This window comes from Streptomyces sp. NPDC087215 (assembly GCF_044744885.1).
Taxonomy (GTDB): domain Bacteria; phylum Actinomycetota; class Actinomycetes; order Streptomycetales; family Streptomycetaceae; genus Streptomyces.
Genome location: NZ_JBIUZD010000011.1, coordinates 1 through 11,912 on the forward strand (window position 1 = coordinate 1; position 11,912 = coordinate 11,912).

General features: G+C 72.8%; 10 protein-coding genes and 1 pseudogene. 6 read left to right on the top strand and 5 right to left on the bottom strand.

Translation table 11 applies throughout. The features are described from left to right. Positions 1-892, top strand: a pseudogene (locus ACIO92_RS24850) (hypothetical protein); the annotation flags it as partial. A gap of 863 nt (positions 893-1,755) precedes the next feature. Here the strand turns inward: ACIO92_RS24850 and ACIO92_RS24855 are convergent. After that, positions 1,756-2,628 carry an undecaprenyl-diphosphate phosphatase gene (locus ACIO92_RS24855; RefSeq protein WP_366442720.1) on the bottom strand — a complete coding sequence of 291 codons (873 nt, stop codon included), beginning with the start codon at positions 2,626-2,628 and terminating at the stop codon, positions 1,756-1,758. Between the two features lie 81 nt (positions 2,629-2,709). Continuing rightward, entirely contained in the window at positions 2,710-3,180 is a 471-nt protein-coding gene (locus tag ACIO92_RS24860) for a helix-turn-helix domain-containing protein (RefSeq protein WP_366442719.1), read from the bottom strand. Positions 3,181-3,315: 135 nt separating this feature from the next. Here ACIO92_RS24860 and ACIO92_RS24865 point away from each other — a divergent pair, with 135 nt between their 5' ends. Then, positions 3,316-4,485 (top strand): thiolase family protein, encoded by a 1,170-nt coding sequence (locus ACIO92_RS24865; protein ID WP_366442718.1) that lies wholly within the window; start codon positions 3,316-3,318, stop codon positions 4,483-4,485. Positions 4,486-4,612: 127 nt separating this feature from the next. Here ACIO92_RS24865 and ACIO92_RS24870 read toward each other — a convergent pair whose 3' ends face one another. Further along, positions 4,613-5,371: a TVP38/TMEM64 family protein gene (locus ACIO92_RS24870; RefSeq protein WP_401238685.1), complete on the bottom strand. Its 759-nt coding sequence runs from the start codon at positions 5,369-5,371 to the stop codon at positions 4,613-4,615. Between the two features lie 653 nt (positions 5,372-6,024). Here ACIO92_RS24870 and ACIO92_RS24875 point away from each other — a divergent pair. Together ACIO92_RS24875 and ACIO92_RS24880 are read left to right on the top strand one after the other, a co-directional pair. Next, positions 6,025-6,711, top strand: a complete 687-nt coding sequence (locus ACIO92_RS24875) for a DNA alkylation repair protein (RefSeq protein WP_401238688.1) — start codon at positions 6,025-6,027, stop codon at positions 6,709-6,711. A gap of 80 nt (positions 6,712-6,791) precedes the next feature. Next, positions 6,792-7,637 carry a spermidine synthase gene (locus tag ACIO92_RS24880; protein ID WP_402058839.1) on the top strand — a complete coding sequence of 282 codons (846 nt, stop codon included), beginning with the start codon at positions 6,792-6,794 and terminating at the stop codon, positions 7,635-7,637. On the opposite strand, the gene ACIO92_RS24885 is transcribed toward ACIO92_RS24880, so the two are convergent. Together ACIO92_RS24885 and ACIO92_RS24890 are read right to left on the bottom strand one after the other, a co-directional pair. Beyond that, positions 7,599-8,963 carry an MFS transporter gene (locus tag ACIO92_RS24885; protein ID WP_366442714.1) on the bottom strand — a complete coding sequence of 455 codons (1,365 nt, stop codon included), beginning with the start codon at positions 8,961-8,963 and terminating at the stop codon, positions 7,599-7,601. The two genes, ACIO92_RS24880 and ACIO92_RS24885, sit on opposite strands and share 39 nt — an antisense overlap. A gap of 247 nt (positions 8,964-9,210) precedes the next feature. Further along, entirely contained in the window at positions 9,211-10,341 is a 1,131-nt protein-coding gene (locus ACIO92_RS24890; protein ID WP_402283002.1) for a hypothetical protein, read from the bottom strand. A 130-nt stretch (positions 10,342-10,471) separates the two neighbouring features. Here ACIO92_RS24890 and ACIO92_RS24895 point away from each other — a divergent pair, with 130 nt between their 5' ends. Both ACIO92_RS24895 and ACIO92_RS24900 read left to right on the top strand, forming a co-directional pair. Continuing rightward, positions 10,472-10,924, top strand: coding sequence for a DUF4442 domain-containing protein (locus ACIO92_RS24895; RefSeq protein WP_366442712.1), 453 nt, complete (start codon positions 10,472-10,474; stop codon positions 10,922-10,924). 231 nt (positions 10,925-11,155) lie between these two features. Continuing rightward, positions 11,156-11,803, top strand: a complete 648-nt coding sequence (locus ACIO92_RS24900; RefSeq protein ID WP_402058844.1) for a DedA family protein — start codon at positions 11,156-11,158, stop codon at positions 11,801-11,803. Positions 11,804-11,912: the final 109 nt, after the last annotated feature.

The window sequence follows — 11,912 nt, forward strand, 5'->3', positions numbered from 1 at the left end:
TGACGCCGACGAACGCCGCCGCCTGCCCGATCGTGACCCCGTTCCTCATCAGCCCAGCTTGCCGCAGAACACCGCGTCGACGAAACGCTGCTGGGTTCGCGCCGAGCTCGCCCGGCATCCTGACCTGCCGCCGTCGGCCCGCGAGGCCCTTGCGGTCGATCCGGCCTTGAGTGTCCGCGTGAAGGTCTTCGCCCGGCCGGACACGCCCGACCACGTGCGGGCGCAGATCCACGCCTCGGTCCACGAGCTGTCGCGCTCGACGGCTGATCCGGACCCTGACGCGGACGACGAAACGGTCCTGCAGTGGTTCCAGAACGAGTTCGCGCCCACGGAACTGCGGGCCCTGCGGCTGCCCTGGGTGACGGCCGATCCGCTGCCGTACATCGACTCGCCCCATGTCAGCTTCCGAGTCTCCGTGGCCGCCAGCAAGGCCCTTCCCGCTAGCGCGGTGGCCCGACTGCTCGACGACGAGGAGGAGATGGTCCACCTCACCATGGCGCACACCGTCCCGCACCTGGTCGATCTCGCGACCGCTGAGAGCATTGAGCGCCGCTACCGGCCCCGGCAGGACAAGTTCACGTTCTGGTGGGACAAGGAGGAGGTCCTGACGTTCCCGCCAGCAGCCTTGCGCCGCTTCGCCACCGATCCTGAGCCCCGGCTCCGCTCCTTCGCACCTCGCGATCCGGATCTGCCCTCGGAACTCGCCGAGAAGCTGGCCGCCGACCCCGAAGACCGCGTCCGCCGCGCGGTTGCGCCCCACCGCAACCTCCCGCTCCAATCCCTGCTCCGTCTCCTCGCCGACCCCTCGGAGCGCGTCGCAGAAGCCGCCGGCGCCTCACCGTTCCTTCCGGGCGAGCACATGGAGTGGCTGCTGAACCGGGCGGGTCTGTAGCCGCTACTCAGGAAGGGTTGGGCCCCACGGGTACAGCCCTATTGGCACACCCCGGGTGAGGCCCCGGCCGCGACTTGTCAGGGAGGCGACCCGGGCCCTCACTCACACGCTACCGACGCCACCACTCTGGCCCCCACGGACACTCCGCCCATGCCTCGGCAGGTCACCCGATCAGTGGCTCCTCGCCGGAATGGCTCCCGAACTCGCCGAAGAACGCCCACCGAGGTCGAGTACATCACCGTCACGTATGGCCTACGCGTGGCTCCCGTTCACATCGGAGCAGTGGCTCCCATATGACCCGACAAAATCACTCCGTCATTTGTACTGACGGTCTAGGCATGATGCGGGCTGTCCCAGCGAGTGATAGAGGTGCGAGACATGCAGTCCGAGTTTGAGCTGCGGGCGGCACACTGGCCTGGCGCCTCCAGAGCCGGGAATGACCTCGTCATGTCTCTCCAGGCCTTGTCCGCGTTCGGAGCGCTGAGCATCGGCCTCCCGGCTCAATAGGGTCATGCAGTGAGGTACACGCACGCCCCGGCCGCCGCCGCACTGGACGAGCTCACCGGCGATGGCTGGGACACCGCGGATGGACGGCTGCGCATCGCGGCGAGGGTCGTGGCGCAGGCCGGACATGAGCCTCAGCTGACCCGCTCCACCCGCTGTACGGAAGGGCCCGCACGGCTTCTCTCAGCCGTGCGGGCCCTTCCGTGTCATCCCTCTACTTTGCGGACGCACACGTCCTAGTGCGGCGTATCCCGCCCTCCCGCTGGGAGATGATCATGGCGTGGTGCTGCAATCAGACGCTAGAAAATGCTCGAAAGTGCTACCAGTACGGCCCTGGTCCAGCCGTCAGATTCGCCCTTTCAGCCGCCGGACTCGCCCGCGTGCGGGCTCAGGACGTCCGTGCCGACCAGGATCAGGATCAGGATGCCGAGCAGGATCCGGTAGATCACGAACGGCATGAAGGACTTCGTGGTGATGAACTTCATGAACCACGAGATCACCGCGTATCCGACGACGAAGGCGACGATCGTGGCGAAGATCGTCGGTCCCCAGGAGACATGGCCCTCGCCCGCGTCCTTCAGTTCGTAGGCGCCCGAGGCGAGGACGGCGGGGATCGCGAGGAGGAAGGAGTAGCGTGCGGCCGACTCGCGGGTGTAGCCCATGAGCAGACCGCCGGAGATCGTCGCACCCGAGCGGGAGACGCCGGGGATCAGGGCCATCGCCTGGCAGAAGCCGTAGATGAGACCGTCCCGTACGCCGAGGTCCTTGAGCGTCTTGCGCTCGCGGACCACCCGGTGGCGGCCGCCGGCCTCGTCGCGGGCGGCCAGCCGGTCCGCGACACCGAGCACGACGCCCATGACGATCAGGGTGGTGGCGATCAGCCGCAGATCGCGGAAGGGGCCCTCGATCTGGTCCTTGAGCGTGATGCCGAGGACGCCGATCGGGATCGAGCCGACGATCACCAGCCAGCCCATCTGGGCGTCGTGGTCGGAGCGCATCGCCTTGTCCGTGAGCGAGCGGAACCAGGCCGAGACGATCCGGGCGATGTCCTTGCGGAAGTAGATCAGCACCGCGGTCTCCGTGCCGATCTGGGTGATCGCCGTGAAGGCCGCTCCCGGGTCGTGCCAGCCGGCGAACGCGGCGGTGAGACGGAGGTGCGCGCTGGAGGAGATGGGAAGGAACTCCGTCAGCCCCTGGACGAGCCCGAGGATGAACGATTCGAACCAACTCATGGGGCTAGGGCCGTCCCGTTATGTACGTGTGCGGTCAGAAGGTCGAGCGCAGCGTACTCCCCCGAAGTGACGGGCAGGTGTTCAGACCGGCCGGGGGTGCGTCGGGCCGGTCACGGTCCAGCCCGGGGCCCGGACACGGGCCCTGAGCGAGTCGCTTTCGGCCTCGTCGCCGCAGTGCGCGCACACCACCCGGGGGCTCAGGACCTCGCCGCACCGGTGCTCCAGGACGATCGGGCGGTCGTCCGCGTTGAGGTGGCGGTCGCCCCAGGCCATCAGGGTCATCAGGACCGGCTGGAGCTCCTCGCCCGCCCGGGTCGCCCGGTACTCGAAGCGCGGCGGGTGCTCGCTGTACGGGACCTTCTCCAGGATTCCCGCCTCGACGAGGCGCTTGAGGCGGGAGGTGAGGATGTCGCGGGGGGCGCCGGTGTTGCGGGCGATCCGGTCGAAGCGGTGCACGCCGAGGGAGACCTCGCGGAGCACGAGCAGCGAGTACTTCTCGCCGACGAGCGCGAGGGTGTCGGCGATGGAGCAGGGGCGGGGCGCGGCCTTCATGAGGTCAGGGTAGGTCAGTCCGGGGCAGTGGGTCCGGAAATCCAATCGACCGGCCCGGGAGAGTTTGAAAGTCAAACTCGCTGGGTTACGTTACTGGTGAGTGTTGGTCCACTTCTCCCACCCAGGAGCCCCGTCATGCGCGACGCCGTCATCGTCGAAGCCGTCCGGACCCCGATCGGCAGGGGCAAGGCGGGCGGAGCCCTGTCCGACGTCCACCCCGTCGCCCTCCTCTCCCACACCCTGCGCGCCCTGATCGAACGCTCCGGCATCGACCCCGCCCTCGTCGACGACGTGATCGGCGGCACCGTCGACCAGGTCGGCGAGCAGGCCATGAACACCACCCGCTACGCCTGGCTCGGCGCCGGATTCCCCGAATCCGTGCCCGCCACCACCGTCGACCGCCAGTGCGGTTCCTCCCAGCAGGCCGTCCACTTCGCCGCGCAGGGAGTCCTCTCGGGGGCGTACGACATCGCCGTGGCCTGCGGGGTCGAGTCGATGAGCCGCGTCCCGATGTGGTCCAACGTGCCGCCCGGCGCCGACCCCTTCGGCCCCGGTGTCGCCGAGCGCTACCCCGGGGGCCTCGTCCCGCAGGGCATCAGCGCCGAACTGATCGCAGCCGAGTGGTCCCTCGGACGCGAGGCCATGGACGTCTTCGCCGCCGCCTCGCACACCAGGGCGGCCCGCGCCTGGGCGGACGGACTCTTCGACGCCGAGGTCGTCCCGTACGGGGACGTCCGCCGCGACGAGTCCGTCCGCCCCGCGACCACCCCCGAGATCCTCGCGGGGCTGCGCCCCGCCTTCGAGGACCCCGGCTTCGCCGCCCGCTTCCCCCGGATCGACTGGTCCGTGACCGCCGGGAACAGCAGCCCGGTCAACGACGGCGCCTCCGCCGTGCTCGTGATGGCCGCCGACACCGCGCGGAGCCTCGGCCTGCGCCCCCTCGCCCGGCTGCACTCCTTCGCCGTCACCGGCTCCGACCCGCTGCTCATGCTCAGCGGTGTCATCCCCGCCACCGAGAAGGTCCTGCGCCGCTCGGGCCTCTCGCTCGACGACATCGACCTCTTCGAGATCAACGAGGCCTTCGCCAGCGTCGTCCTCGCCTGGCGGCAGGAGACCGGCGCCGACCCCGGCAGGATCAACGTCCACGGCGGCGCCATCGCCCTCGGCCACCCCCTGGGCGCCAGCGGCACCCGGCTCACCACCACCCTGGTGCACGCCCTGCGGGCCAGGGGCGCCCGCTACGGACTCCAGGCGATGTGCGAGGCGGGCGGCCTGGCCAACGCGATGATCGTCGAGGCGCTCTGACCCGTACGGGTGCCGGGGTCCGTACGGGTGCCGAAGTGCCTGCGGCCATCGCGCTCCCGCAGGGGCGTCGTGCTTCCGTACGGGCGACGGAACCCGCGCTCGCGCCGGTGCGCCCCGCGCCCCGGGGTCAGCGCGCGGCGCCGCCCACCGGTTGCGGTGCCACGCCCGGTACCGGCGCCGGAGCGGTGCCCCGCAGCCGGTGCCGCTTGCGCCAGGCCACCACCGCGGCGGCGAGACCCGAGACGACGATGAAACCCGCCGAGAAGAGGAACGCGGGGGAGCCCGGCGAATCCGCCTGGGCGCCCGCCACCACGTACGCCGCCGTGTTCGGCACCGTGCCCAGCGCCGTCGCCAGCAGGAACGGCACGTATCCCATCCGTGAGATCGACGCGCAGTAGTTCGCCGCCGCGAAAGGCACCCCGGGGAACAGCCGGATCGCCAGCATCGAACGGAACCCGTGCCTGCTCAGCTGCCCGTCCGCCGCCGTCAGCCAGCGGCCCCGCAGCAAGGGGCGCAGCGCGTCCTGCCCCAAGACCCGGCCGAGCGTGAACGAGATCCCGGCGCCCAGCACCGTCCCCGCGACCGCCGCCGTCAGACCGAAAGCCGAGCCGAACAGCGCGCCCGCCGCCAGATTGAGCACCGGCCTCGGCACGAACGCCGCCGTGCACGCCCCGTACGCGAGGGCGAACAGCAGTACCGCGCCCGTCCCGTCCGCCCGGGGCCGCCAGCCCGAGGAGAGGAGCCGCTGCGGCTCGTAGAGCAGCACGAGGGAACCCGCCGAGAGCAGCAGCAGGGCGAGCAACGAGAGCCGCGCGCGGGGCGAGAGCAGGACCCGGGAGCAGCGGAGCGCGAGGGAGCCCGGCGGCCGGGGTGCGGGAGCGAGCATTCGGGGAGACTAACGGACGCCTCCGTATGGGCGCCGTAATGTGCGTCATGTCCGCGCGGGGCCGGTCCCGGCGCACCGCAGGGCAGGGAGACCCCATGAGCGACACCGCACGGCCGGAACCCGGCCCCACGTCCGGCCCGAAACCGGACCGGCCGGGCGCGGCCCATCCGAACCGGGACGGAGAGGCTTCCGCCGGGGCGACTCAGAGCCGTACGACCTCGGGCCGCTCAGAGCCGGACCGGGAGGTCCCCGCCGGGGCGGCTCAGGGCCGTACGACTCCGAAGCGCGCGACCCAGGCCCGTACGTCCCCAGACCGCTCGACCTGCGTCCCCACGGCTCCGGACCGTACGGCTCCGGACCCGGCGGAGCCGGACCGGGCGTCCCGGGACCGTACGGCCCTGGGCCGCTCAGAGCCGGAAGAAGCGGCTCCGGACCGTGTGGACGCGGACCGTGCCACCTCCGCCCGTACGGTTCCGGGACGCACCGGGCCGGAGCAGCCGACCCAGGGCTTCCCGAGCGCGGACCGCGTGACCCCCGCCCGTACGGCCCCGGGACGCACCGAGCCGCGTACCGTCACGGGTTCCGCCGCGCCGCATCGTGCCGCTTCCGGTGGCGCGCCGGGCTCCGCCCCTTCCGCGGGCGACGCCGGTCCCGTGCCCGACAGCGCCCTCGCCGACGTCCTCCTCGCGCGGCTCGCCGATGTCTATCCCGCCGCGGGGAACCCCTTCCGGGCGCAGGAGATGACCGCGTACATGAAGGGTGTCGCCCCCTTCCTCGGCCTGCGGACCCCCGAGCGCCGCGCCCTCTCCCGTACCGTCCTCGACGGCACGCCCCGTCCCGACGAGCGGGACTGCGCCGCCGTCGCCCTGCGCTGCTTCGCCCTGCCCGAGCGCGAGTACCACTACTTCGCCGTGGACTACCTGCGCCGTCACGTCCGGCACTGCTCCTCCGGCTTCCTGCCCGTCGCCCGCCGTCTCGTGACCACCGTCTCCTGGTGGGACACGGTCGACCACCTCGCCGCCCATGTCGTCGGCGGGCTCGTCGCCGCCGATCCCGCGCTCGCCGCCCGCATGGACGAGTGGATCGGCGACGAGGACCCCTGGGTGGCCAGGACGGCCCTCCTCCACCAGCTCCGCTTCAAGGAGGACACCGACGCCGACCGCCTCTTCGCGTACTGCCTGCGGCGCGCCCCCGACAAGGACTTCTTCCTCCGCAAGGCCATCGGCTGGAGCCTGCGCGAGTACGCCAAGACGTCCCCGGCGGAGGTCCGCGCCTTCGTCTCCGCCCACGGGGGCGAACTCTCCCCGCTCTCGGTGCGCGAGGCGACCAAGCACCTCTGAACCGGCCCGATGAACCGGCCCGGGGACCCCGCCGGGACCTCCCCGGCGGAGCCGCGCCCGCGTCCCGGCAGAATGAGGGCGTGAACGAGCACCTTCCCGTCCTGCGCGAGACCGACCAGGGCACCGCGCGCCTCATGCCCGACGTGGACCGGGAGCGGGCCTGGCTCCTGACCGTCGACGGCGCTCCCCAGTCGTACGTGGACCTCGACGACCCGGCGCACCTGGAGTTCGAGTACGCGCGCAGGCTCGCGCACGTCGTCGACGGCGCGGCCGAGGAGGGCGCCCCGCTGGACGTCCTGCACCTGGGCGGCGGGGCCCTGTCCCTGCCCCGGTACGTCCACGTCACCCGGCCCGGCTCGCGCCAGGACGTCGTGGAGGCCGACCTCGGGCTGCTCGCCCTGGTCGCCGAACACCTGCCGCTGCCCGAGGACTCCGGGATCACGGTGCACGGCGCGGACGCCCGGCGCTGGCTGGAGGCGGCCCCCGCCGCCTCGGCCGATCTGATCGTCGGCGACGTCTTCGGCGGCTCGCGGGTGCCCGCCCACCTCACCTCCGTGGAGTACGCGCGCGAGGTCCGGCGCGTCCTGCGGCCCGGTGGTGTCTACGCGGCCAATCTGGCCGACGGGGCGCCCTTCGCCTTCCTCCGCTCCCAGCTGGCCACCTTCGCCGCCGTCTTCCCGGAACTGGCACTGGTCGCCGAACCCGCCGTGCTGCGCGGCCGCCGCTTCGGGAACGCGGTCCTCGTCGCCTCCGCCCGTGCACTCGACACCGCCCGCCTCGCGCGGCGGGCGGCGGCGGACGCCTTCCCCGCGCGCGTGGAGCACGGCGAGAAGGTCCGCCGGTTCACCGGGGACGCGGAACCGGTCCTCGACGCCGGTGCCGTACCCTCACCCGTTCCGCCGGAGGGCGCCTTCGGCATCGGGTGATCCGGCGGTCCCCACGGCGGTCCCGGAGAGCACCGTCTCGGGGACCGACGGCGTCCCGCCGGTCTTCCCGGAGTGCGGGCGCCGGGTCATGTTCCGCACATCGGGCACCAGCAGGACGAGCGCGGTGACGAGCGTCATCAGGGCCGCCGCGCCCCACAGCGCCTCGCTCCGGCCGAACGTGCTCTCCGCCGGGCCCGCGAGCGCGGTCGTCAGCGGCAGCAGGGCCGTCGAGCCGAACCAGTCGTACGCCGAGACCCGGGACAGCTTCTCCTCGGGGATCTCCTGGTGCATCGTCGTCATCCACGACACGCCGAACACCTCGATCGCCACACCGCTGACGAACATCGCCGCGGTGAGCCCCACCACGTCCAGGGGCACGGCGAGCGCGGCCGAGGGCAGTGCGATCGGGAAGACGCAGAGCGTCCCGACGAACAGCATCCGGCGCGGTTTCCACCGGGTCATCAGGACGGCACCGGCCACGGTCCCCGCGCCGTAGGCGGCGAGCGCGATGCCCCAGGGGCGCGGGCCGCCCAGCTCGTCCCGGGCGACCATCGGCCCGAAGACCGCCTCGACCGCCCCGATCAGGCCCACCACCACGGAGAACTGGGCGACGATCGACCACAGCCAGGGACGGCCGACGAACTCCTGCCAGCCGTCCCGCAGATCCGCGAAGAGACCGCCGCCGGGCGCCCGGTCCGGGATGCCGCTCACGTCGAGGAAGGCCCGCAGCCCGCCCGCCAGCGCGAACGCGACCGCGTCGATGACGAGGACCCAGCCCGGTCCGACGAAGGCGACGAGGGCGCCGCCGAGCGCGGCGCCGCCGATGGAAGCGCCGTGCATGGCCATCCGGTAGACGGCGAAGGCACGGCTCGCCTGCTCCCCGGTGACGGTGGACAGCAGCATCCCCTCGGCCGCCGGGTTGAAGAACGCCTGCCCGGTGCCGCACAGCCCGGTGAGCACCATCATCTGCCAGATCTGTGCCTCGCCGGTGAGCACGAGGAAGGCGAAGACGGCCTGGGAGACGCAGTTGAGGACGTTGGCGGCGACCATCACCCGGTGCCGGGGGACACGGTCGGCGACCGCGCCGCCGATCAGCAGGAAGAGCACGAGGGGCAGGAAGCGCGCCATCGCCACCAGACCGACGTCCCCCGCGTCGCCGCCGGACTCGAACACCGCCCAGGTCGTGGCGATCAGCGCGCCGTGCGTGCCGAGGTTGGTCACGACGGTGGCGGCGGTGAGGAGGACGTAGTTGCGGCCGGCCCACTCGGGGCGGCGGCCGGGGCGGTGCGGGGTGCGGCCGGGGGAGGCGTCGGCGGGGGTGTTCACCCCGGGACTATCCCTGTCGGCGCCCTCCGACGCCAACCCGATATCGGGGAGGGCGGCTCCGGCGGACGGGCCCGGCGGACGGGCACGGCCGGGGCGGCCGGGGTGCGCCGGACGGGCGGGATCCGGTGCGCGGACGGGCCCGGCACGCGGACGGACCGCGCACCGGGCCCGGTGCCGTGATTCAGGAGGACCGAGCCTCAAGCGGCCCGGAGGACGGCCCGAAGGACGCCCGAAAGGGGGTACGGGCTCAGGACGACGGGGCGAGCCGGACCGTCGAGAGGATCTTCCGGATGACGGTGTCCGGCAGCTCGTCGGCGACACCGGCGGCGCCGTAGAGGACCCAGGTCGAGAAGTCGCCCTGCGCGTTCTTGAAGGTGAAGGCGTACGACTTGCCGTCCGTCTCGCACTTGTTGCGCTTCTTGACGTTCGGCGCCTTGGCGGTGGCCAGGCTGCCGGTGAGGCCCGACGCGGTGGTGTACGGCACGGGCTTGGTGATCTGGATGGTGCTCTGCGGCATGTGCTGCGCGTAGCCGCCCCAGACCCAGGTGCCCGCCTCGCTGCGGGAGGCGGCGTCGGTGTTCTTGGCGCCCTGGCCGCCCTTGGTGCCCGCGGTGCTCAGGCTCCAGCTCTCGTCGCGGCCGTTCTTGTCGACGTCGTAGGTGCACCACTGGCTCTTGAGACGGGTGGGGCTCGACATGGTGACGAGCGGGCTGCCGTCGTTCTTCTTCTCGTCGTCGAAGAAGGTGAGCGAACCGGGCTTCTGCACCTCCCACTCCGGCGGTACGTCGAAGAGGGTGCCGTACTTCGGGTTGTAGACGACCTTCCAGCCCGGGACGGTCGGCTGCTGGGCGGCGCCGTCACGCGGGTTGGCGAGGGTCGGCCGGGCGCTGGGGTCCGTCGGGGCGGAAGCCGTCACGGACGGCTTCCGGTCGTCGGCCACGGGCTTCTCGCCGTCGTCCCCGCCGAGGACGAAGAAGGCGGTGGCGCCCGCCGCGACCACCACGACGGTCGCGGCGACGACCGCCACGAGGGTGGTCCTCTTCTTCCCGCCGCCGGGAGAGCCGCCCGGCCCGCCCGGCCCGCCGGGGACGCCGGGTCCGCCGGGCGCGGGCGCCCCGTACCGCTGCTGCGGCATGGTCGGCTGCTGGTACGGGTTCTGCTGCCCGTACCCGGGCTGCTGTCCGTATCCCTGCTGCGGGTACCCGGGCTGCGCGGGCGGCTGCGGATAGCCGGGCTGTGCCGGCGGCTGCGGGTAACCCGGCGGGCCGGGCGGCTGCTGGTACGGGTTCGGCTGCTGGTACCCCGGCTGCTGATAGGGGTTCTGGTTCGGGTCCTGCGGGTTCTGCTCGCCCCCGGGCGGCTGCTGTCCTGGCCACATGGCCAGTAACCATAGAGGTGCGGGGACGACCGGACCACGCCCGCCCCGGGCACGCGCGCGCGGGACCCCTCCCCACACAGGGGCGGGAAGGGATGGCCAAGCCTTCTACCGGTGGGTAACATCGGGGCCCATGAGCGCAGACCAGATGTCCGTGGGCGACATGCTCGCCGCCACGGTTCCCATGGCCGGGACCCTGAACCTGGAGTTCCTGGAGACCACCGCCGAGCGCGCCGTCGTCCGCCTGCCGGACCAGCCCGCCTACCACAACCACGTCGGCGGACCGCACGCCGGAGCGATGTTCACCCTGGCCGAGTCCGCCAGCGGCGCCATCGTGCTCGCCGCCTTCGGCGCCCAGCTCGACCGCGCGGTGCCGCTCGCCGTCCGCGCCGAGATCGGCTACAAGAAGCTGGCGATGGGCGTCGTCACCGCCACCGCGACCCTCGGCCGCCCCGCCGCCGAGGTCATCGCCGAACTCGACGCCGGAGAGCGCCCCGAGTTCCCGGTGCGGATCGACATCACCCGTGAGGACGGCGCGGTGACCGGCGAGATGACGGTCGTCTGGACCCTCCGCCCGAACTCCTGACGTTCCGCGCCCGCCGCCCGGTGGCGCCGGGCCGACGGAGCGTGTCCCGCACCGCCCCCGTACCCCCTCCCCAGGGGGTACGGGGGCGGCGCGCGTTCCCGGTGGGCGGCGGCCCGGCGCGGTCGTCACGACCGGTAGAGTGCCCCGGTCGTGCCCGGCCGGGGTGCGACGGCGGCCCGGCCCCGACCACGGGCCGGGCGCGGCCGGGCAGTCGAAACGGGAGGAAGCCGCGTGCACGTCCAGGAGTGGCTGGAGACGATCCCCGCGATCGCCGTCTACGTCCTGGTGGGGGTGGTGATCGGGCTGGAGAGCCTGGGCATCCCGCTGCCCGGTGAGATCGTCCTCGTCAGTTCGGCGCTGCTCGCCTCGCAGCACGGCGACATCAACCCGTACGTGCTCGGTGCCTGCGCCGTCGCCGGGGCGATCATCGGTGACTCGATCGGTTACGCGATCGGCCGCAAGGGCGGCCGTCCGCTGCTCGCCAGGCTGGAGAGGAAGTTCCCGAGACACTTCAGCGAGGCCAACATCGGCCTGGCCGAGAGCTCCTTCCGGAAGTGGGGCATGTGGGCGGTCTTCTTCGGCCGTTTCATCGCCCTCCTGCGCATCTTCGCCGGGCCGCTGGCGGGCGTGCTGCACATGCCGTACTGGAAGTTCCTCGTCGCCAACGTCCTCGGCGGCATCCTGTGGGCGGGCGGCACCACGGCCGTCATCTACTCCGTCGGCATCGTCGCGGAGGCCTGGCTCAAGCGCTTCTCCTGGCTCGGCCTCGTCCTCGCCCTGCTGATCGGCGCCGCCTCGATGCTGATCATCAAGAACCGCGCCAAGAAGGCGGCGGCGGAGCGGTCCGGATCCCCGGAGCCGGTCGCGGCCGCGGACTGAGCCCGGCGGGTACGGGGAGGGGGGGGGGGCCGGGGGCCCGCGGCCCCCCCCCCCCCCCCCCCCCGGGCCCCCCCCGCGCGCGCCCCCCCCCCCCCCGCCCCCGCCCGCG